At 64.2% G+C, this 20,812-nt stretch carries 22 protein-coding genes, 1 tRNA gene and 2 pseudogenes; 15 read left to right on the forward strand and 10 right to left on the reverse strand.

The window, feature by feature from the left end:
* The first annotated feature begins 166 nt into the window (after window positions 1–166).
* Window positions 167–889: a hypothetical protein gene (locus tag ACFQL3_RS06365; protein ID WP_377057147.1), complete on the forward strand. Its 723-nt coding sequence runs from the start codon at window positions 167–169 to the stop codon at window positions 887–889.
* Between the two features lie 77 nt (window positions 890–966).
* Here ACFQL3_RS06365 and ACFQL3_RS06370 read toward each other — a convergent pair.
* Together ACFQL3_RS06370 and dinB are read right to left on the reverse strand one after the other, a co-directional pair.
* Window positions 967–1,101, reverse strand: a pseudogene (locus ACFQL3_RS06370) (DnaJ domain-containing protein); the annotation flags it as partial.
* A gap of 166 nt (window positions 1,102–1,267) precedes the next feature.
* On the reverse strand, window positions 1,268–2,539 hold the full coding sequence (gene dinB, locus ACFQL3_RS06375; protein WP_377052450.1) for a DNA polymerase IV: 1,272 nt from the start codon (window positions 2,537–2,539) through the stop codon (window positions 1,268–1,270).
* Window positions 2,540–2,722: 183 nt separating this feature from the next.
* On the opposite strand from dinB, the gene ACFQL3_RS06380 reads away from it, so the two are divergent.
* From ACFQL3_RS06380 to pyrI, 4 genes are all read left to right on the forward strand, one after another.
* On the forward strand, window positions 2,723–2,848 hold the full coding sequence (locus ACFQL3_RS06380) for a hypothetical protein (RefSeq protein ID WP_377057149.1): 126 nt from the start codon (window positions 2,723–2,725) through the stop codon (window positions 2,846–2,848).
* A 157-nt stretch (window positions 2,849–3,005) separates the two neighbouring features.
* Complete coding sequence (gene ggt / locus ACFQL3_RS06385) at window positions 3,006–4,631, forward strand: gamma-glutamyltransferase (RefSeq protein ID WP_377052452.1); 1,626 nt, start codon at window positions 3,006–3,008, stop codon at window positions 4,629–4,631.
* Window positions 4,632–4,780: 149 nt separating this feature from the next.
* Entirely contained in the window at window positions 4,781–5,707 is a 927-nt protein-coding gene (gene pyrB, locus ACFQL3_RS06390) for an aspartate carbamoyltransferase (protein WP_377052454.1), read from the forward strand.
* Window positions 5,704–6,162, forward strand: coding sequence for an aspartate carbamoyltransferase regulatory subunit (pyrI, locus tag ACFQL3_RS06395; RefSeq protein WP_377052456.1), 459 nt, complete (start codon window positions 5,704–5,706; stop codon window positions 6,160–6,162). Before pyrB ends, pyrI begins: the two co-directional genes overlap by 4 nt.
* A 128-nt stretch (window positions 6,163–6,290) precedes the next feature.
* On the opposite strand, the gene ACFQL3_RS06400 is transcribed toward pyrI, so the two are convergent.
* Complete coding sequence (locus ACFQL3_RS06400; RefSeq protein WP_377052458.1) at window positions 6,291–6,497, reverse strand: cold-shock protein; 207 nt, start codon at window positions 6,495–6,497, stop codon at window positions 6,291–6,293.
* 146 nt (window positions 6,498–6,643) lie between these two features.
* On the opposite strand from ACFQL3_RS06400, the gene ACFQL3_RS06405 reads away from it, so the two are divergent.
* Entirely contained in the window at window positions 6,644–6,913 is a 270-nt protein-coding gene (locus ACFQL3_RS06405; RefSeq protein ID WP_377052460.1) for a DUF7571 family protein, read from the forward strand.
* Window positions 6,914–7,010: 97 nt separating this feature from the next.
* On the opposite strand, the gene ndk is transcribed toward ACFQL3_RS06405, so the two are convergent.
* Genes ndk through rpl7ae form a run of 4 tightly spaced genes read right to left on the reverse strand, consistent with a single transcriptional unit; the run spans window position 7,011 to window position 8,397 of the window.
* Window positions 7,011–7,478, reverse strand: a complete 468-nt coding sequence (gene ndk, locus ACFQL3_RS06410) for a nucleoside-diphosphate kinase (protein WP_377052462.1) — start codon at window positions 7,476–7,478, stop codon at window positions 7,011–7,013.
* Window positions 7,475–7,798 carry a 50S ribosomal protein L24e gene (locus ACFQL3_RS06415; protein ID WP_377052464.1) on the reverse strand — a complete coding sequence of 108 codons (324 nt, stop codon included), beginning with the start codon at window positions 7,796–7,798 and terminating at the stop codon, window positions 7,475–7,477. The genes ndk and ACFQL3_RS06415 overlap by 4 nt, the downstream gene beginning before the upstream one ends.
* Window positions 7,799–7,800: 2 nt before the next feature.
* Window positions 7,801–8,025 carry a 30S ribosomal protein S28e gene (locus tag ACFQL3_RS06420; RefSeq protein ID WP_377052466.1) on the reverse strand — a complete coding sequence of 75 codons (225 nt, stop codon included), beginning with the start codon at window positions 8,023–8,025 and terminating at the stop codon, window positions 7,801–7,803.
* A 9-nt stretch (window positions 8,026–8,034) separates the two neighbouring features.
* Window positions 8,035–8,397: a 50S ribosomal protein L7Ae gene (gene rpl7ae, locus ACFQL3_RS06425; RefSeq protein WP_377052468.1), complete on the reverse strand. Its 363-nt coding sequence runs from the start codon at window positions 8,395–8,397 to the stop codon at window positions 8,035–8,037.
* Between the two features lie 273 nt (window positions 8,398–8,670).
* On the opposite strand from rpl7ae, the gene tmcA reads away from it, so the two are divergent.
* Window positions 8,671–10,932, forward strand: a complete 2,262-nt coding sequence (gene tmcA, locus ACFQL3_RS06430) for a tRNA(Met) cytidine acetyltransferase TmcA (RefSeq protein ID WP_377052470.1) — start codon at window positions 8,671–8,673, stop codon at window positions 10,930–10,932.
* Here the strand turns inward: tmcA and ACFQL3_RS06435 are convergent.
* Window positions 10,933–11,658 (reverse strand): annotated as a pseudogene (locus ACFQL3_RS06435) (SDR family NAD(P)-dependent oxidoreductase).
* 81 nt (window positions 11,659–11,739) lie between these two features.
* Here ACFQL3_RS06435 and ACFQL3_RS06440 point away from each other — a divergent pair.
* Both ACFQL3_RS06440 and rtcA read left to right on the forward strand, forming a co-directional pair.
* On the forward strand, window positions 11,740–12,219 hold the full coding sequence (locus tag ACFQL3_RS06440; protein ID WP_377052472.1) for a DUF456 domain-containing protein: 480 nt from the start codon (window positions 11,740–11,742) through the stop codon (window positions 12,217–12,219).
* 39 nt (window positions 12,220–12,258) lie between these two features.
* Window positions 12,259–13,296: an RNA 3'-terminal phosphate cyclase gene (rtcA, locus tag ACFQL3_RS06445; RefSeq protein WP_377052474.1), complete on the forward strand. Its 1,038-nt coding sequence runs from the start codon at window positions 12,259–12,261 to the stop codon at window positions 13,294–13,296.
* Window positions 13,297–13,332: 36 nt separating this feature from the next.
* Here rtcA and nasA read toward each other — a convergent pair whose 3' ends face one another.
* Complete coding sequence (gene nasA / locus ACFQL3_RS06450; protein WP_377052476.1) at window positions 13,333–15,387, reverse strand: assimilatory nitrate reductase NasA; 2,055 nt, start codon at window positions 15,385–15,387, stop codon at window positions 13,333–13,335.
* 367 nt (window positions 15,388–15,754) lie between these two features.
* On the opposite strand from nasA, the gene ACFQL3_RS06455 reads away from it, so the two are divergent.
* The 3 genes from ACFQL3_RS06455 to ACFQL3_RS06465 all read left to right on the forward strand — a co-directional run bounded on the left by ACFQL3_RS06455 (window position 15,755) and on the right by ACFQL3_RS06465 (window position 18,468).
* Window positions 15,755–16,735: an acetamidase/formamidase family protein gene (locus ACFQL3_RS06455; RefSeq protein ID WP_377052478.1), complete on the forward strand. Its 981-nt coding sequence runs from the start codon at window positions 15,755–15,757 to the stop codon at window positions 16,733–16,735.
* Between the two features lie 214 nt (window positions 16,736–16,949).
* Window positions 16,950–18,095, forward strand: a complete 1,146-nt coding sequence (locus ACFQL3_RS06460; RefSeq protein WP_377052480.1) for a helix-turn-helix domain-containing protein — start codon at window positions 16,950–16,952, stop codon at window positions 18,093–18,095.
* A 40-nt stretch (window positions 18,096–18,135) separates the two neighbouring features.
* Window positions 18,136–18,468, forward strand: a complete 333-nt coding sequence (locus ACFQL3_RS06465; protein ID WP_377052482.1) for a HalOD1 output domain-containing protein — start codon at window positions 18,136–18,138, stop codon at window positions 18,466–18,468.
* Window positions 18,469–18,674: 206 nt separating this feature from the next.
* On the opposite strand, the gene ACFQL3_RS06470 is transcribed toward ACFQL3_RS06465, so the two are convergent.
* Window positions 18,675–18,749, reverse strand: a tRNA-Glu gene (locus ACFQL3_RS06470).
* Between the two features lie 169 nt (window positions 18,750–18,918).
* Between ACFQL3_RS06470 and ACFQL3_RS06475 the strand changes: the two genes are divergently transcribed.
* Genes ACFQL3_RS06475 through ACFQL3_RS06485 form a run of 3 tightly spaced genes read left to right on the forward strand, consistent with a single transcriptional unit; the run spans window position 18,919 to window position 20,665 of the window.
* On the forward strand, window positions 18,919–19,416 hold the full coding sequence (locus ACFQL3_RS06475) for a YeeE/YedE family protein (protein ID WP_377052484.1): 498 nt from the start codon (window positions 18,919–18,921) through the stop codon (window positions 19,414–19,416).
* Window positions 19,416–19,880, forward strand: a complete 465-nt coding sequence (locus ACFQL3_RS06480; RefSeq protein WP_377052486.1) for a DUF6691 family protein — start codon at window positions 19,416–19,418, stop codon at window positions 19,878–19,880. Before ACFQL3_RS06475 ends, ACFQL3_RS06480 begins: the two co-directional genes overlap by 1 nt.
* 50 nt (window positions 19,881–19,930) lie before the next feature.
* Window positions 19,931–20,665, forward strand: coding sequence for a fumarylacetoacetate hydrolase family protein (locus ACFQL3_RS06485; protein ID WP_377052488.1), 735 nt, complete (start codon window positions 19,931–19,933; stop codon window positions 20,663–20,665).
* The last annotated feature ends 147 nt before the right edge of the window (window positions 20,666–20,812 follow it).

A 20,812-nucleotide genomic window follows, 5' to 3' on the forward strand; every position in this document is an offset into this window, starting at 1 on the left:
TAAGGCGGCCGTATCGGTGCCTGCCGCTCTGAGTTCGATTGCGAGTTCCTCGATACTGACCGCGTTCTGGTAGCCGTAGTGTGCAAGCCCGGCTAGATACAGACCGAACGCGGCGATGATCGCCCGCCAGCCGAGGCGTTTCGCCCCGATCCATCGGGCGATCGGGTTGCCGAACAGGAGGCCCGAGGCCGATCCGGACGTGTCGCTTTCTGCCGCGCCGTCGGTTGCCGTCGCCCCGCCGGTGTTCGTACTCGCCGACGCGCCGGCCCCTCCTGCTGTAGAGGCGGTTTCGCCACCTGTCGCGGAGCCAGTGCCGCCCGTCGCTCCTGCAGTGGTTCGGTTCCGGGACGTCGATCCGCCTGTGTTCGTACTCGACGAGGCCGACGACCCGGCCGAGCGGTTCGACGGTCCCGACCCGCTACTGGACGCCCCCGAACTGCTCGTTCGCGACGAGGTGCGATTGGACGTTCGGGAACTGCTCGAGGAGGGACTGGACGACCCGGAACTCCCGGATGAACGGCTGGACGATCCGGAACTCCCGGACGAACGGCTTGAACCGCTGGACGATCCACTGCTATTGGATGCCGAACTACTCGTCCGGGTCGAGGACGAAGTGGTCCGGCTACTCGACGTGCTGGTAGAACTGCCTGCTGATCTGCGGGTCGAACTGTTCGACGCACTGCTACCGGTCGTCGACCCGGCAGTCGATGTCCCCGAGCGCGTCGAACCGGTGCTCGAACTGGTACTCGTTTGCGAACTGCTTCCGGTCGTCGCTCCGGAGTCAGAAGCCCCGCTCGAACTACCTGCCGACCCCGACGACTCCGCTTCGTCGTCGTTGGAGGGCCAACTACTCGGCTCGGGAATCCCGTCGAGCCGTTTGGCGACGTAATCCGTATGGCCCAGTCGGTCGTACGACTGACGCTCGGAGGGATCCTTGAGCGTGTCGTAAGCCTTCCGCAGAGCCGTAAACTGGGCGGTCGCGCGCGGGTCGTCGTTGCGGTCCGGATGGTACTCCTGGACCATCTCCCGGAACGCGTCCCGGATCTCGTCTTTCGAGGCGTCCTCGTCGACGCCGAGCAGTTCGTAAAAATCTCTCGTCATATAACGGCGGTCACTTGCGGCAAATGAGGCGCAAGTTTATACTATTTTCGAGGCAAATACCCGGAGCAACGGTGGGCATTATATCACTTTGCCGTCTGATCGACCCTGTGCACCCGCCTGCATCCGGGAAAATATACTCTCACTGAAACCTCACCGGGGATGCTGATTACGAGAGATCGGAGAAATCAGCCAGCGACGACTGTCCCGACTCCTCTCCCGGTGATGGCTCCTCGGTCCGTCCCCCGTCATCCGTCGGTTCCGCGTCGGTGCCGCCGTCGCTGTCGGCGTCCCAGCCACTTAGTCGCGCCTGCTCGCCGCTCGGGAACTCCAGGTTCGAGACGCGCACGCCGACTTTTCGGACTGCGGCGTCGTCGAACTCGGTGATCTGTTCCAGTGCGATCCGTTCGACGAGGTCCGGATCGTCGATGGGCCCCGGCAGGGAGCGCTCGCGCGTATTGACATCGTACGGCGGCGTGACGGCTTTGACGCCGATAGTTCGGTAGAGCGCGCCCCTGCTTCGAGCGCGGTCAGCGACCGCGCCGGCGAGGGCGCGCACCTGCTCGCGCTTTCGCTCCGGGTCCTCGACGGCGTCGGCGAACGCCGATTCGCGCGAGAGGCTCTTGGGATCGCCGGTCGGGGTTACCGGGCGAGTATCTGCGCCCCGTGCGCGGTCGTACAGCTCTCGCCCGCGATCACCGAAGGCATCGGTTAGCGCGTGTGGATCCGCGGTCGTCAGATCGCCAGCGGTCTCGATCCCCATTCCGCGGAGCGATCGGGCGGTAACGGGACCGACGCCGTGGACCTCCTCGACCGACAGCGGGGCGAAAAAGTCCGCCACTTCGCCCGGTTCGACGACGACGAGCCCGTCCGGCTTGTCGCGGTCGCTGGCGACTTTCGCGGCGCTTAGCGTGGGCGCAACGCCGACGCTGGCGACTACGCCGACCTCGCGCTCGATCCGGTTTTTGACGTGGCGACCGAAGCCTTCGGCGACCTCCCAGGCGGTGCGATCTGTGACGTCCAGATACGCCTCGTCGATGCTCACCTCGCGGACCACGTCGGCGCAGTCGTGGAGTATCTCCTTGACGTCTGCCGCGATGGACTGATAGAACTCCAGATCGACGGTGCGGTAGTAGCCTGCGGGCCCCTCCGCAGGTTCGTCGCTCCCCTCGTCGAGGCGGGGGAGCCGATCGAGCGCGGTCGATATCGCCTGTGCGCTCTCGATGCCGTGCTCGCGGGCCTCGTAACTCGCCGTCGCGACGGCCCCGATGTCGTCGCCAGGTTCGTAGCCCATCCCGACGACGAGCGGTTCGCCCTCTAGCTCCGGTTCGCGCAGGCGCTCGCAGGCGGCATAGAAACAGTCCATGTCGACGTGGAGAACGATCTGATCCGGCGGCTCGTCGTCGACGCCGGGCAGCGTAGCGTCCCCCGCACTCGGCATACCCGTCGGTTGGGACGGCTCCGTCCTAAACGTCCCGCTCCGGGCGCACTACCTACAGGGTACAGAACGCTTTTTTGCTCGCGTTCGAAGCCTACGTATGGTCATCTCGCCAGACCCCCCTTCGATCTCGAAGAGATAACTGGAGCGTCCCGAACGTTCGAAGAGGCCATCGTTTACGCCGACATGGAGGGTAAAACCGTGCTACACGAGGGAGTTGTCCGACTGCTCGGAAACGGCTGGGTGGAGCTACCCACCGGCTGCCTGCTATCACCGGACGCCGTCCACCACATCGACCGGCAGATGGACTGAGACGGCGTGAATGGCTTGGTCGCGATGCTCCGGCCAGCGCAGTTCGGCTGCCTTCCGAATCGACTCGTCGAGTCGTATCCGGGCGAGCCTGACTCTCGCACCGAACAGCATCTTCCGGGTTCCGGTGTTTTTCCTACCGGCCACCCAATAGGTCGGTATGGACGCCCCCGACCTCGATCGGTTCGAATCCCGGCGCTCGACCGTGCATGCACCGGAGGGTATCGTCGCGACCAGTCAACCGCTCGCCGCCGAAGCGGGCGTCTCGATCCTCCGTGACGGGGGTAACGCCTTCGACGCCGCCGTCGCGACCGCGGCCGCGCTGAACGTCGTCGAGCCAACGAGCACCGGACTCGGCGGCGACGTCTTCGCGCTATACCGCACAGCAGAGGGCGAGGTCGGAGCGATGCGTAGCTGTGGCGGCGCACCCGCCGACGCCACGCTCGACCGGGTTCGGGACGCGGTGGCCGAGGAGCAAGACGTCGCACCGAGTGATGCTACAATGCCCCAGCACGGTGCACATCCCGTGACTGTTCCCGGCACAGCGCGTGGCTGGGAGGCCACCGTCGACCGGCTCGGAACGCGCTCGCTTGGCGACGTGCTCGCACCGGCGATCCGGTACGCGACCGAGGGCTACCCCGTCAGCGAAGTGATCGCCAGCGCATGGGAGCACGGGGAGGACCTCTTCGACGACCCGCATGCCCGGAACGCCTATCTCGTCGACGGCGAGCGCGCGCCACGGGTCGGCGAGCACGTCACCCTGCCCGAACTCGGGGGGAGTCTCCAGCAGATCGCCGAAGAGGGGGCTGACGCCGTCTACGAGGGCGAGATCGCCGATGCCATCGTGGACGAAGTGCAGTCGAACGGCGGCTTTCTGCGCCACGACGATCTCGCCACTTTCGAACCGGAGTTCGTCGACCCGGTGAGCGCCAGCTATCGGGGCGCGGAGATCTACGAACTGCCCCCAAACAATCAGGGGCTAATCGCCCTCGAAGCGCTCGGCATTGCCGAGGAGATCGGTGCGGGCGACGAGCCGTACGACTCGCCCGAGCGCGTCCACAAGTTCGCCGAGGCGACGAAGATCGCCTTCCACGATGGCCACCAGTATATCACCGATCCGGAGTACGAAGCGGTTCCCCCACTCGCCGACCCGGAGTACACTGCCAGTCGAGCCGAAGAGATCGGGTCGGAGCCGATCCAGGACGTCGACGTCGGGTTCGGTGACGGCGCGGGCGAGAACGCGGATACCGTCCTGCTGACGGTCGCCGACGGCGAGGGCAATCTCGTCTCCTACATCAACTCGCGGTTTGCCGGGTTCGGGAGCGGGCTTGTCGCCGGCGATACCGGCATCGCCCTGCAGAACCGCGGCTGGTCGTTCTCGCTGGATTCCGACCATCCGAATCGGATCGAACCGGGCAAACGCCCGTTTCACACGCTGATCCCCGCGCTCGCCCGCTTCGGCGAGGACGACTGGGCGGCCTTCGGCGTTATGGGCGGATACATGCAGCCGCAGGGCCACGTCCAGGTCGTCTCGAACATCGTCGACTACGACATGCCGCTCCAGCGGGCACTGGACGAACCGCGGTGGCGCTACCAGGCTGATGGGCGACTCGCCGTCGAGGGACAGTTCGACGGGGCGCTCGCCTCGAAACTCGCTCGGCGGGGGCACGGGGTCTCCGTCCTCCCGCCGATCCGCTTCGGCGGCGCACAGATCGTCCGCAACCGGGAGGGGACGTTATCGGGAGCGACGGAACCGCGAAAGGACGGCGAAGTCGTGGGCTACTGACGCAGGGGCTGGTCCGCGGTCCGGTTACTTTCGGTGAAAAATGGTGGCATCTCGTACTGCAGAGATGACTCCTTCTAACGACCCTGTTTTCTGTTCCCGGTTGGGACAGATGGGGAGATTCAATAGGGACCGGCTACCGTTGATACACAATGCGGGACGAGCACCTCATAACGGCAAAACAGCTAACGCGAGAGGAGATCGAGAGCGTCCTCGACCGGGCTGCCGAGATCGCGGCGAACCCCTCGGCGGTCCGCGAACGGCACGCCGACACGCTGCTCGGGTTGCTCTTTTTCGAGCCGAGCACCCGAACCAAGATGAGTTTCGAGGCCGCGATCAAACGCATGGGCGGGGATATCGTCGATATGGGCTCGGTCGAGTCCTCCAGCGTGTCGAAAGGCGAGAGCCTCGCGGATACCGTCCGCGTCATCCAGGGCTACGCCGACGCGCTCGTGTTGCGCCATCCGCGCCAGGGATCGGCCAAGATGGCCAGCGAGTTCGTTGACGTCCCGCTGGTCAACGCCGGCGACGGTGCGGGTCATCACCCCACCCAGACGCTTCTCGATCTGTACACGATGCGCGAACAGAACGGCCTCGACGATCTCACGATCGGCATCATGGGCGACCTGAAGTACGGCCGAACCGTCCACTCGCTGGCGAACGCGCTGACGAACTTCGACGTCCGCCAGCACTTCATCAGCCCCGACAGCCTCCAGATCCCCCGGAGCGTCCGGTACGACCTCCATCAGGAAGGCGCGTCGGTCCGAGAGCACACCGATCTCGACGAGATCCTACCGGAACTAGACGTCCTCTATGTTACGCGCATCCAGCGCGAGCGGTTCCCCGACGAGAACGAGTATCACGCCATCGCGGGCGAGTATCAGATCGACGAAGAAACCCTCGACGCCGCGAGCGACGATCTCACTATCATGCATCCGCTCCCGCGCGTCAACGAGATCGCACCGGCAATCGACGACACCGAGCACGCGAACTACTTCTCGCAAGCGCACAACGGCGTCCCGGTCCGGATGGCGCTCCTCGACATTCTGCTGTCGAACCAGCGAGGTGAGTCCCAATGAGCGAACACGAACTCCGCGTCAGCAAGATCCGCAACGGTACCGTCATCGACCACGTCCCCGGCGGCCAGGCGCTGAACGTCCTCGCCATCCTCGGCATCGACGGCTCAGGCGGCGAGGAAGTCAGTGTCGGAATGAACGTCCCGAGTGACAGACTTCCACGAAAGGACATCGTCAAAGTCGAGGGGCGCGAACTCAGCCAGAACGAGGTAGACGTCCTCTCGCTGATCGCCCCCGACGCGACGATCAACATCGTCAACGAGTACGACGTCGTCGACAAGCGCCGACTGGACCGCCCGGATACCGTCGAGGGCGTGCTGGAGTGTCCTAACCGCAACTGCATCACGACCGACGACGAGCCAGTCGACTCGAAGTTCGAGGTGCTCGACGACGAAGTTCGCTGTGTCTACTGCGATACGATCCTCCGCAATAACCTCGCGGACCACATCAGTAACTGACGCGTCTCCCGCTTTCGGCGTTTTTTCTCGGCACTGCTGGTGCTACGTATCGATAACTGCTCAGAGCGCATCAGCCGTGGCTCGTGGGCTATAAAAAAACTGAAAAGTATCCGTTGCGGAGAACTCGTTTACTGTCGGACGAGGTTCGTCGCGCGGGGTCCCTTGGGGGATGATTCGATGTCGAACTCGACTTCCTGACCCTCTTCTAGGTCGGGACCGCCGACGTCTTCCATGTGGAAGAACACGTCCTCGTCGTCGTCTACATCGTCGCTGTCAGTGGAAATGAAACCGTAGCCGCCTGTGTCGTTGAAGAAATCAACCTTACCTTCTGCCATTACATACTATTCGAGGGGCGTGGGATGTATAACACTTGCGAGAGTCGAGGTACCATGACCCGCCGTCGATCCGTGGACGATGCCAGTCAGCTAGGTTCGGGGGACAGATACTTGTGATGTGATCTCATACCAATAGTTGAATCGCTATGAAACCATGCCACAGCTGTCAGGCGGTCATCGACGAGTACCTTCTTGATAAACAACTCGAACCCCTGCGTGAACTCACAGTTGACGACTTCAACCTCTGTGCGGACTGTGTAACGGTCGTCGACGACGAGTGTGTAGAATGTGGCGGCGCGGTGTACGTCCCCGACGGAACATCTGCGACTCCCGACTACTGCCCGGCGTGCCGGGCCGACCTGATCGACCAGACAGGCCAGGATCCCGGCTGGCAGGCGAACACGGTGTCGAACTGAGCGATTCCGTTTCTGAGCAGTCTTTTTGATCGGAACCGTTCGACAGAGGTGTCGCTCCGGAGTCGTGAAAGAGAAAACCCGAACTGCCGGGCCTACGCTACTCGTAGAGCCAGGTCGCTTCGTGGTTGTCGTACTCGACGAGTTCGTCCTCGTCGAAGAAGAGGTCGATCTCGCGTTCGTTCGCGCCCTCGTCCTCGTGGTCGGCCGCGTGGACGACGTTGCGGCCGAGGTCGACGGCGTAGTCGCCGCGGATCGTCCCCGGCGCGGCCTCTGCGGGGTCGGTCGCGCCGATCATCTGTCGGACCTGTCGCGTCGCGTCCTCGCCTTCCCAGACCATCGGGAGGACGGGGCCGGACGTTATGAACTCCACGAGGTCGTCGAAGAACGGCTTGTCCTCGTGCTCGCCGTAATGATCTTCGGCGAGGTCACGATCCAGTCGCGTGAGCTTCATGCCGACGAGCTTCAGCCCGCGCTCCTCGAACCGACCGACGATTTCGCCGACCAGCCTGCGCTGGAACGCGTCCGGCTTGATCATCACAAACGTCCGCTCGCGGCTCTCGCTCATTGGTCGTCCTCTTCGTCGGCGGCCTCGTCGGCGTCAGCCGCTTCGTCCGCTTCGACGTCTTCCTCGTCTGCCGATTCTTCGACGTCCGGCTCTGCTTCTTCCTCTGGTTCGGGTTCCGGCTCCGGCGCATCGCCTTCGTCGGACCAGTTGCCGCCTTCCTCGGTCCATTCGAGGTCGCGCGGTTCGCGGCCGAGGAAGTAGTTCTTCTCGCACTTCGAGTCGGCGAAGTGGAGCACTGTACCGTCGGTACGGACGTACATGATGCCCGTACCCGGCTCGATCTCTTCTCCGCTGTAATCGCACGTTCGGTGCTGAACCATTGTTACTGACCTCCGATCGAATCGGCTTCGCGGGCAGTTTCACGGAGTTGGAGGATGTCGCCCTCCCGGACGGGACCAAGGACGTTTCGGGTGATGATCCGTCCCTGATTCTCGCCCTCCCGGATGCGGCACTTGACCTGCATGGCCTCGCCGTGCATCCCGGTCTTTCCCACGATCTCGATGACTTCTGCGGGCGTGGATCCGCTTTCAGACTCTTCTGCGCTCATGAGAGATCTCTACTGAAGGTCCTCGACCTTGGTTGCGATCTCGTCGACGTCGTCGGACGCCTCGCCGGCGTCGACGATCGCCGCGGCGGCGCTCCCGACTTCGAGACCGGCCGCGTGGCCGACGTCGTCCTGCGTCTCGATGAAGATGACCGGGATGCCTTTCTCCTCTGAGAGTTCGGGGAGATGCATCACGATCTCTTCGGGCTGGACGTCCTCGGCGACGAAGACGAGGTCGGCGTTGCCACGCTCGATCGCTTTGGTGGTTTCGTTGGTTCCTTTCTTCACTGTTCCCGTGTCTCGTGCGACTTCCAGGGCGTCGACGGCGTCGTCCTGAAGGTCGGCTGGTACGTCGAAATCTACGTATACTGGCATGGTTGTTCACCTCCCGCGCGTGGGCTCGCGCTCCCCTGCCGTCCGGATCCCCTGTTCGGAGAGCCTGTCCGACCGCCCGAAGGCGGTCAGCGAAAGTCCTGTGTGGCTAGGAGCATCATCAACCCCGCGCAGGCTGTACACTTGCGTTGCACACCACTCCATAAAAGCGCTTTCAAACGTCCCAGGCCATGAGCCACGGTCACAGGGAGATCAAGGGGGTGTCTGGCGTCGGCGAACCGTCCCCTTTGTATTCGCCCGGGAACAGCACCACGTATGGACGTGCAGACGGTCGCCGAGGCGCTCCGTCGCGAAGCGACTGCGACGAACGAGCGGCGCGTACTGGTGCTGTCGGGCAAGCAGTCGGCCTGCCAGGACGCCGCAGCGACTGCGCTCGACGTGGCCGGAATCGCCCGAAGCGAGACGACCATTGTCGGGTCAACCGACGCGCTCGGCTGTGAGCGAATCGCCCACCGCAACGCCAACGAGTTGCTCGGAACCACTCGTGACGCTGTCGTCTTCGATGCCCACGACGGCTTGCGCCCGAACGCGCTCGGCCGGGTGGTCGGCGCAGTCGACGGCGGGGGCCTCCTGATCCTGTGTAGCCCGCCGCTCGACGACTGGCCGGACCGTAGCGATCCGTTCGACTCTGCGCTTGCGGTACCGCCCTTCGGCGTCGAGGACGTTACTGGCAACTTCCGCCAACGGTTTGTCGAACGGCTTCGCGCCCATCGCGGCGTCGCCATCGTCGACGTCGATACCGAGCGCATCGAGGCCGACGGCCTGACCGATCCGGCGCCTGTGCTCGGGGACGTGTCAGAACCCGTCACCACCCCCGAGGACGCGGTGTTTCCTGACGCGGCCTACGAGGCCTGTCTGACCGCCGACCAGGCCGACGCCGTTCGCGGACTCGAAGCGCTCGCCGACGGGGGGCAGGCGGTCGTCGTCGAATCGGACCGCGGCCGGGGGAAGTCGAGCGCGGCCGGACTCGCGGCCGGTAGTCTCGTACGCGCGGGCGAGAACGTGCTTGTGACCGCGCCGGAGTTCCGGAGCGCCCGGGAGTTGTTCGCGCGGGCCGACGAACTGCTCGACGCGGTCGGCACTGATCGGGCTACAGAGGCCGACGGCACCGCTGTCCCAACGCGGATCGACCTCGCAGACGGTGGCTCGCTTCGGTTCGCGGAGCCAACGGCGGCCGCCGAGTGTGCGGGCGATGCGGACGTCGTCTTCGTCGACGAGGCCGCCGCGTTCCCGGTCGGACTGCTCGAACGGTTCCTCGCGGCGGACCGCGTCGCCTTCGCGACCACCGTACATGGCTACGAAGGGGCTGGCCGCGGGTTCTCGGTGCGGTTCCGGAGCCGACTCGACGAGAGCAACCACGAGGTCACGGATCTCTCGCTGGCCGAACCGATCCGGTACGCGCCCGGCGATCCGGTGGAAGTCTGGGCGTTCGACGCGCTCTTGCTCGACGCGCGCCCGGCGGTCGACCAGTTGGTCGCGGACGCCACACCCGAACGCGTCGAGCATCGGCGGTTCTCCGCGGAGGAACTGCTCGACGACGAGGTGCGCTTTCGTGAGGTGTTCGGCCTGCTGGTGCTGGCGCACTACCGGACCGAGCCGAACGACCTGGCCCGACTACTCGACGCGCCGAACCTCACGGTCCACGCCCTGCTGTACGACGGTCACGTCGTCTCGGTCGCCATGCTGGCCCGGGAAGGCGGGCTCTCGGCCGACCTGCGGGCGAAGATGTACGACGGCGAGCGCGTTCGCGGCAACATGTTTCCGGACGTGCTGACGACACAGTTACGGGACGAGCGCGCCGCCGTGCCGGTTGGCTGGCGCGTCCTCCGGATCGCTACCCACCACGCCGCCCGCTCCTGTGGACTCGGCTCGGCGCTCCTAGACGCCGCTCGGGAGCACGCAGTAGAGATCGACCTCGACTGGATCGGCGTCGGCTACGGTGCAACGCCGGAGCTACTCCGGTTCTGGCACAGGAACGGCTTCTCGACGCTGCATCTCTCTACGACCCGGAACGACACCAGCGGCGAGTACTCCGCGATCATGATCGATCCGCTCTCCGGGGCGGGTCAGGACCTCCGCGACCGGACCACCGAGCGGTTCGTCCGCCGGATCGGCGGCGTGCTCTCGGACGCGCTGTCCGATGCCGATCCGAATATCCTTCGGGCGACGCTTCGTACGGTCGCCGGATCGGTCCCGCTCGATCTGACCGCGTGGGAGTGGCGCGTCGTCGTCGGCGCGGCATACGGCCCCGGACTCTTCGACGTCTCGCCGCGACCGTTCCGCCGACTGGTGCTGGCGTACTTTCTCGACGGGGAACAGCCACGCCTCGACGATCAGGACGAACGCCTGCTCGTTCTGCGTGTCCTGCAGGCCCACGACTGGGAGACCGTCACCGACCGACTCGGCTATCACTCGACGGGCCAGTGCAAACGCGCACTCGGCACGGCGTTCCAGCCCCTCGTCGACGACTACGGCACCGAGACGGCGCTCGACGAGCGAGCGCGATATTCCGAGTAACTACGCGAACAGCCGTTTTAATACGGATTCCGGAAGCGCCCGCAGGAGCCACGCGACCGCCCGCCAGCGTCGGGTAACGTAGGCGTGCGTTCGTTTGCGGTCGATCGCTTGCCGGATCTGCCGGGCCGCCGTCTCCGGGCTTGCCATCCAGAACTGGTCCTCTCCCAGCGCCAGATCCGTGTCGACGAAGCCGGGTTCGATAGTCGTCACGGTCACGTCGGCCTCACTGTTGGCGGCCCGGTATCTGAGTCCCTCCAGATATCGCGAGACGAACGCTTTCGAGGCGTTGTAGGCGGGCGCGCCTGCGTTGCCGAAGTTCCCCGCGACGGAGGAGATGCCGACGAGGTGGCCGGCACCCCGTTGCTCGAAGTGGGCCATCGCCGCGACCGCGAGTCCGGCGAAGCCCCGGACGTTGACGTCGACGGTCTCCCGTTCCGGCGGCCAGTCGAGGTCGTCGTTCAGTTCGCCGACGGCCGCACTCAACACGACGAGGTCGACGCCGCCCATCGCTTCGACGAGGCGCTCGAACCGGTCGATAGCCTCGTCCGTTTCGGCGACGTCCATCGTCGCAACGTATGCTTTGGTCGGGAGCTCCTCGCCCAGTTATTTCAGTAGTTCGGTCCGCCGTGCCGTCAGTCCTACCTCGTACCCCTCTCCTGCGAGTTCGTGTGCGAGCGCCCGGCCGATTCCGGAGGACGCGCCGACGACCACCGCGCGTTCTGTCATACCGGTCCCTGCGAACGCGTCCGGTGTAACGGTTCGGGTCAGCCGAAACCCCCATTTACCGATCCTCCCGAAAATATGCACATGGTAGAGGTCGCTTTCGCCGTCGCCGTCGTGCTGTTGATCGCCGGCATCATCGGGAGCATTGTCCCGATGGTTCCCGGCCCCCTCCTGTCGGTAGTCGCTGTCGTCGGCTACTGGTGGTCGACCGGCTACACGGACCCGGGAGTCGTCGTGCTCGGCGGACTCGTCCTCGTGGCCGTGCTGGCTTTCGGCGTCGAACTCCTCGCCAGCGCGATCTCCGCGAGGGCAGGTGGTGCATCCTGGCGAGTTACCGGGGTTGCGGGCGTTGCCGGCGTCGTACTGCTCTTTCTCACGGGTCCCCTGTTGATGATCCTCGGCGTCGGCCTGCTCGTCTTCCTGCTGGAAGTCCGCCGGCACGACGACGTCTCTCGCGGAGTCACGTCGGCGGTGTACACCACGATCGGCATTTTAGGGTCGACGGTCGCGCAGGCGCTACTGACGTTTCTCGTGCTCGTCGGATTCCTCCTCGCGGTCGCGTGAAGGCCTATCACTTTACTCGTTGCCGAGGGTAGTCTGCGTATGCTCGACATCGACGGGACTGCCGGGGGCGGTCAGATCGTTCGGTCGGCACTTTCGCTCTCGATACTGACTGACACGCCGATCCGTATCGAAGATGTCCGAGGGAATCGACCGAATCCAGGGCTAAAACACCAGCACTGTAGCGCGGTCGAACTCGTCGCCGATATCTGCGATGCCGACGTGACTGGCGCGGATCTCGGCTCGACGACGCTGACCGTCGATCCGGGCACAGTCTCTGGCGGACGCTACGAAGCGTCCATCGGGACCGCCGGCAGCATCACGCTCGTGTTCGACACGCTCCTCCCGCTTGCGCCATTACTCGACGAACCGCTATCGGTGACCGTGGACGGCGGCACCGACGTGAAGTGGTCGCCCCCGCTCGACTACTACCGGCGAGTGAAATTCCCCTTCCTCCGCCAGCACGGCTTGCAGGCCGCCGTCGAACCGGGACCCCGCGGCTTCTACCCCGCCGGCGGTGGCGAGGCAACGCTCCGACTCGGTCCCTGCACACTGGGACCGATTCGGTCGACCGAACGCGGCGAGCGCCGGGATGTCCGCATCTACTCGGTGGCGTCCGAGCATCTCGACGAGTCAAACGTCGCCCCGCGACAGGCAACCGCCGCCATGGACGAACTCCCGGAACACGCCTCTGTCGTCGAGCGTGTCTCGACGGTCGCCACCGCCCAGTCCCCTGGCTCCGTGGTCGTCGTCGTTGGCTCGTACGAGGACGGTCGAGCGGGGGTCTCGGCGCTCGGGGAGCGCGGGACACCCGCAGAAGAAGTCGGCACCGCCGCCGCCGCCAAACTCCGCGAGTTCGAGCGCAGCGGCGGCGTCGTCGACGAGCATCTGGCCGATCAGGTACTGCTCCCGCTCGCCGTCGCCGGGGGCGAACTCGCCATCCCGGCAGTGACAGATCACGTCGAATCGAGCATCGAACTGCTGGAGACGTTCGGCGTCGACGTCCTGCTGGAGCAAGAAGACGAGGCACCGGGGGTGACGGTGCCCGATCCGATCACGAACCGAGACTCAGGAAAATAAGCTCCGAGTATCGGCTCTCCACTCCTGCGAACTGCATCAGACACTATCCGGCGCACGGACGTCGACGGCACACTGTTTGAAGTTCGGCTCGTCGGAGTCCGGATCGACTGTCGGGAGCGTGAGTGCGTTGACTGCCGGATGGTGGATCGGGAGCCAGATCAGCCCCTCGGGCACGCCCTCGTCGGACTGGACCGACACCGTCACCGACGCCCGCCGAGAGACTACCACGGTCTTCCCGCGCTCGAACGCCTCGCCATAGGTCAGCATCGTCTCGGGATGGATCCGTGCGACCGGCGGAACGTCCGTCCTGTCGCCGCGAGTCCGGACCCCGGTGTTGTACGCGTCGGGCTGTCGCCCGGTTGTCAGCGTCAGCGGATACGTCTCGTCGCTTGGTTCGGCGAGTCCGGCGTGTGTCCCCGTCGAGAACCGTGCCCGGCCGGATGACGTCGGGAAGGTCCACCCGTCCTCGGAGTAGTAGCGGTAGCCGCCCTGCGTATCGGAGTCAGGTGCCGGCCAGCGAACCGCCATCTCCGACTCCAAGCGGTCGTAGGAAATTCCGGAGAGATCCGCCGGCGTCCCGGCCGTCAGGTCGCGGAACTCCTCGAACGCCGATTCCGGGTCGAGGACCGACTGCTCGAACAGTTCGCTGTCGAGTCGATGGCCGATTGCGGCGATGATGTCGATATCCTGTCTGACCTTCGGGGGCGTCTCGGTTGCGGCCCTGACCTGTGAAACGGTCCGCTCCATGTTGGTCACGGTCCCCGCTGACTCGCCCCACGTCGCGGCTGGGAGGACCACGTCTGCCACCTCGGCCGTCTCGGTCATGAAGGCGTCCTGGACGACGAGGAACGTCTCGGAGAGGGTCTCCCTGACACGGTCGGCGTCGGGCATCCCCGCAACCGGGTTCGTCGCGACTGTCCAGCACGCCTCGGGGTCGCCGTCGGCGAGCGCGTCGACGATGCCCACCGGTCCGGGGCCCGGATCCTCGGGCAGGCGACCCTCAGGGACCCCCCAGGCGTCGGCCACCGCTTCTCGGTCCTCGGGCGTACCGAACGGACGGTGACCCGGCCAGGTTCCCTTCGAGGAGCAGAGTCGCGTTCCCATGGAGTTGGCCTGTCCGGTCAGCGAGAAGGGGCCACTCCCCGGTCGAAGGTTATCGGTCGCCAGACAGAGGTCGATGAGGGCCCGCGCAGTTGCGGTTCCCTGAACGCTCTGGTTCACGCCCATGCCCCAGTAGACCAGCGTCTGATCCCCGAAGGCGTCCGCGATGCGCTCGACCGTCTCGACGGACACGCCCGCCGTTTCTGCAGCAGCCTCCACGCTCGGCAACTCCCCGAGCAGGGCGTCGAAGCCGACGGTTGCCTCCTCGACGAACTCCTCGCAAACCCCGCCGTCGGCGACGACCTGGGCCAGCACGGCGCGGGCGAAGGCGAGGTCGGTCCCCGGTTCTAGCTGGACGTGCTCGTCTGCGTCCTCCACAGTCTCGCTCTCGACGGGGTCGACGACGATCATCTGGCTGTCGTCGTCGCCGGCGCTGTCGGCGATCCACCGGTACATCACCGGGTGGGCCGCCGCAGGATTCGCACCCCAGATCAGGTGAGTTTCGGCCTCCGGTACGTCGTCGTAGGTCGGCGGCGGTGCGTCGCTACCGAACGCCTGATAGTAGGCCGTGACGGCCGACGCCATACACAGCGTGGTGTTGGCGTCGTAGTACCGTGTACCGAAGCCGCCCCGGGCGAGTTTCCCCAGCGCGTAAGCCGCCTCGTTCGTCTGCTGGCCGCTCCCCAGTACGGCGACGCCATCATGGGTCGCTTCGAGGGCCGACCGGAACTCGTCGCCGACGATTGCGAGTGCAGTGTCCCAGCTAGTCGGAACGAGCGTGCCGTCTCTACGAACGAGCGGACGCGTCAGCCACTCGCCGTCGGGATCTGCGGTCTCGTCGATCCCTCGCTGACACGCCATCCCCTGGGTCACTGGATGATTTGTATCCCCGCGGACCGTGTCGAGTCCGTACCCGGCGTCGACGCCTTTCTGTAGGTGGCCACAGCCGACGGCACAGCGCATACAGGTCGTCGGCGTCCAGCCGTTCATTGTACGCTCCGTCCGCCGAGACGCTCGCAGTCATCGGGAGCGATGAGCGCATCGGGACCGCGGCGTGTAGTATCCCTCATTACTGTGCTGATCTTGCCCGAATATCTGGAGGTTAGCGGTAAAACTGTTCTGATAGGTATGTTATTTAAGAAATTATTAGATTTTACAAACATTCGTGTGTGCATACTCTTACGCGTAGGCCAGCCTGTCCGACCGGGGGCGAGTGTACATGACCGACGGGCGGACGAGAACACCTGGCAGTCCCAGCCCACTGAACACGTCTCCGCCGATGTCGCACCCGAACGCTTCGTCTGACGTTCGACACAGCAAGTGGTCTATTTACCCCTGAGCGCTGTAGTGCGGTCACATGGCGAAGGACCTCCCGGCTGTCGATCATCGAGTGAGCACCGACGAAGAGGGTGTGCACACTGCGTGGGACAACGGGATCGATCCGGTACAACGGATCGAACCGGGTGACGTCGTCGAATTCACATGTCGTGACGCAACGAACGGACAGATCGGACCGGATTCGACCGTAGAGGACCTCGCAGAGCTAGATCTCGAAGAGATCCACCCGTTGACCGGCCCTCTCGCGGTAGAGGGTGCTCGTCCGGGCGACGTGCTACAGATAGAACTGTTAGATGTCGAGCATCGAGGCTGGGGCTACACACTGGTTCTGCCGGGAGAGGCTGAACTCGGCTTGCTGGCCGACGAGTTCCCGGAGCCAGCACTCCACGTCTGGGATCTAGATGGGGACGTTGCCCGGTTCGTAAACGACATCGAGGTACCGGTGGCTTCCTTTCCCGGTATCGTCGGCGTTGCACCTGCTGAGGAAGGCGAGCACGGTACGTTTCCGCCGCGCCCCCCGGGCGGCAATCTCGACATCAAGCATCTAACAGCGGACTCGACGGTGTATCTCCCTATCGCGGTCAAGGATGCTCTGTTCAGCATCGGCGACTGTCACGCCGCACAGGGGGACGGCGAAGTCTGTGGGACGGGAATCGAGGCACCGATGTCGGTCACGTGCCGGTTCGACCTACGTTCGGATCTGACGATCGATCGGCCACAGTTCGAGACTGACAGGCCGTTTACCCCCACCGGCCGTGACCAGCGCATGTTCGGCACATCGGGCATCGACGAGGATCTGTACACCGCGAGCGAGAAAGCGGTCCGGTCGATGGTCAGCCATCTTCACGACGAGCGGGATCTGACCCGCGAGGAGGCCTACATCCTCTGTTCGGCGGCTGTCGATCTGAAGCTCAATCAGGTCGTCAACGCGCCGCACTGGACGGTCTCCGCGTATCTCCCGGAGAGCATCTTTCCGGAGGCACTCCAGCGGCAACCATGATTCCAAGACGGAGGTGTCCGACACGACCCCCCTGAAACACACTTGTTCACTGAGGCCATACCGTTGCTGTGGCCAGAAATCGACCCGTCGGTCCGCCGTTCCGTCGGCGAACCGTTTACACACCAGTCAGGGGGGTGGCAATCGACCGGGAGTGGAACCGTCGACGGCCTGCTCTCCCCGTGAGTAACAGGGTCAACGACGAGCATGTGAGAGCATGACGAACAGCTCGGACGACGGCTCGCGGAGCGGCGACTTGGCCCCAGATGGCCAGTCAGACGGCGATGGGGGCACCCCCTCCCAGAGCCTCGCATACCGCATGTTCGAGGCAAGTCCCATCGCGCTGGTCGTGATCGATGCGGGCGGTGAGGTCGCGTATGCCAACGAGCGCGCGACGGAGACGCTCGACTGTCCGCGCGCGCGACTTCTCGGTCGGACATATCACGCGTCAGACTGGGAGATCTATCACGAGGGAGGAACGGTCACGGTCGACGATCATCCGGTCACGCACGTCTTCGAGTCGGGGAGGCCCGAGTTCGGCTACGAACAGCGGCTCGAACTGCCGGATGGCTCCGAACGATGGCTAACGAACAACGCCGCCCCGATACTGAACGACCACGGCGAGGTCGAGTTCGTCGTCGTCGCGTTTCAGGACGTGACAGCACTGAAACGCCGGGAGGAACGGCTGAGTAGCGATCACATGCAGCGGGTCGAATTTCGAGCGAGCCAGTCGGCGGTCCCCCCGTCTCTTCGTATCGAAGCAGGTGAACACCGGCTCGAAGTCGAATCCGTCGTCTCTTTACCGGATGGAGCGACCATTCAGTACATGGGGACGCGGGACCTCTCCGCGGGTGATTTCGTCACCGCCGTCGAAGAGGTGCCACATTACGTCAACGTCCGCTTGCTCAGTACTATCGATGGTTATAGCCGTATTGAAGCCCGCGCCGAGTCGGCGACAGTGGCCGAAGTATTCCAGTCTCTCGGCGGCCAGCCACGGGCTATCGTCATCGCGCACGATCAGGTTCGGTTTTTGGGCGAACTCCCGGGCGACGTGGATCCTCGCCTCGCGGCCGAGGGTATCGCCAGGTTCCATTCCGAAGTCGAACTGGTATCGGAAGAACTGGTCTACTCGCCGCACCTGCTGTACGACATCGTCGAAGACGCGCTGACCGACCGACAGCTTGCCACGCTCAACGCCGCGTACTTCAGCGGCTACTTCGACTCGCCACGCACGAGCAGCGGCGACGAACTGGCCGAGCGGTTTGGCGTGACCAGACAGACGTTCAACCAACACCTCCGTATAGCCCAGCAGACCGTCTTTCAGCATCTTTTCGAGAAGTCGGCAACAGACGAGGCTGACTAGTCAGTCTATGTCCTTATTCCGATCCGCCGTGTATCCGCCCATGGACAACGAAATGGTCGACTCAAGTAACAATTCATCACGGTTTTTAAGCCAAGACACATCCAGCGACCCTGACGCCGAAGTTATTGATCTATCAAATAATTCAGAGGGCGAACTCGTCGTCACCATCGTCGAGCGTGTCGCCGACATCACCGATCAGGACGTAACGGCAATGCCGCCACTGTACGACAGCGTCAACCCCGGTGCACTGGCTGACCTGATGTCGTCTTCGGTCTCTACGGACCTCCCAATCGAAGTCTCGTTCTGGTACCAGGATTGCCAGATCACTGTCTCGAACTCCGGGACGTTCACAGTCGAGACGTCGTCGCAGTAAACGTCGATTCTAACGGACCTAGCACGTCGCTGTTACTCAGTCTCGATTCCCCGCTCGTGTGACCAGTGGTTTAGAGGCGGCTACGACGAACCCAGCCGGACGCGTCGACGTATTTTCGTCATGAGTAATAACTGCGGAGAATGGAACCGTTCTCTGCGAGAATCAAATCCCACAGCGTGCGCTTTTCCTCACGAAGTTCGGAAAAATGCTCCGTCTGGGATTTGAACCCAGGTCATCGGCTCGAAAGGCCGAAATGATTGGCCGGACTACACCAACGGAGCGCACTTCGCCCATGCGAAGCGTATCTTCGAGTTGCTGGCTATTTTGCTTAAACCTGTCGTTACGACGTCGCCGTGTGAACGTGTTCCGCGGGACTGTCAGCCGTTCTCGTACCCAACGATCGGAACCGACATACAGAACGGCCACGTTATCCGGGCAACGAGAGATTCCATGATCGATCCCGTTCTCCTCACGCTCACGTTCGAGGCACTGTTTCCGAATCACGTCTGGCAGTACCTGATCGGCGGCGTCTTCATCGGACTCGGCGCCTCGGCTATCTATCTGGGCACGGGGATCACCGCGGGCGCGAGCACGTTTCTGGAGTCGACGCTCTCGTACGGCTCGAAGCTCCCGCGACTCCAGCAACGACGGTTCGTCACCTCCCGTGACTGGCGCGTCGTGTTCACCGTCGGCATCGTCCTGGGTGCGGGCCTCTACGCGCTCGCCTTTCAGGACGGTATCTGGACGACCGACGTCCAGTGGTGGCGGTTGCTCGTCGGCGGCGTTCTCATCGGTATCGGGACCCGACTCGGGAAAGGCTGTACGTCAGGCCACGGCGTCTGTGGCGTCGGCTCCCTCTCCCGGACGTCCGTCGCGAACGTCGCGGTGTTCATGGCTGTCGCAATCGGAACTGCGATGCTCGTTGGTGTTGCCGGGGTGAGCCCGTAATGTCCGAGCAAGAAGGCGGGACGGCCTTTCTCGCACTCGTCCTGTTCGGCGGGATCCTCTTTGGCTTCGGACTCGGCTTCAGTGAGATGGCCCGGCCCGAAGTCGTGCTCTCGTTCCTCCAGCTAGTCGACCTCGGTCTGGTGTTCGTGATGGGCGGGGCCGCGACGGTCACGGCGCTGACAATCTTCCTCGCGATGCGCCTTCGGGAGGACGCCCCGCTGACGGGTCGCCCCTACGAGCGTCGCCTCAAGTCGATGGACAGGAACGTCCTCTCGGGCGGTTCGATCTTCGGCATCGGCTGGGGGCTCTCGGGGATCTGTCCCGGTGCAGCCTACGCGAGCCTCGGGATCGGCAACTATCCGATCCTGATCGGCATCGCGGGGATGTTCGTCGGCGCGTATCTGCAGGCGTACTGGCGGTCCCCGCGCACCGAGTCCGGGACGGCCGCGGTCGGCGCGGACTGAGCGTTCGCCGTTTTCTGAACTTTTAACGCGCCGGACGACGAGTGGTCGGTATGAGATCCGTTCGCTTCCGAGATCCTGCCGGTTCGACTCGACGCGGTGAGCTAGACGAAGACGGCGTCGTCCGGTTCGGCGACAGTCGCTACGACCTGTCGAGCGTTGACGTCCTGCCGCCGGCGACGCCGGACAAACTCGTCTGTATCGGTCGCAACTACGCCGACCACGCCGCCGAACGTGGCGAAGACGTCCCGGACCGGCCCTTGCTCTTCCTGAAGCCGCCGAACACGCTGGCTGGCCACGGCGATACGGTGACCCTTCCTGCCGGGAAAGAAACGATCGAACACGAGGCCGAACTCGGGGTCGTCATCGGCGAGCAGTGTCGCAACGTCGACGCCGCCGAGGCGATGAACGTCGTCGAGGGCTTTACTTGTGTCAACGACATCTCGAACCGGGACGACCAGCGTCGGGAGACCAACTGGGTTCGCGGGAAGGCGTTCGACGGCGCGGCACCCATCGGCCCAGTCGTCGCGTCGCCCGAGCACGTCCCCGAGGATGCCGCGATCCGGCTTCGGGTAAACGGTGAGGTTCGGCAGGATTCGACGCGAGACCACCTCATCTTCTCGGTCCCCCAGCTAATCGAAGAGATTACCGCGTACATGACCCTCGAACCCGGCGACGTGATTTCGACCGGAACGCCGGAAGGCGTCGGCCCACTGGAAGATGGGGATCTCGTCGAAATCGAGATCGAGGGGATAGGAACGCTCGAACACGGCGTTAGACAGCCCTAACCGTGCTGAGAGGCTCTCGACACTCTCTTGTGGGAGGGCTTTCATCTGAAAGTATGCACCCCTCTATCATGGATGGGCAGATCCAGTTCCACAGCGAGTGGTTATCCGCATTGACAGAACTCGATCCTTCTTGCACCCGCGCGCAGC

This window comes from Natronoarchaeum sp. GCM10025321 (assembly GCF_042663585.1).
Taxonomy (GTDB): domain Archaea; phylum Halobacteriota; class Halobacteria; order Halobacteriales; family Natronoarchaeaceae; genus Natranaeroarchaeum.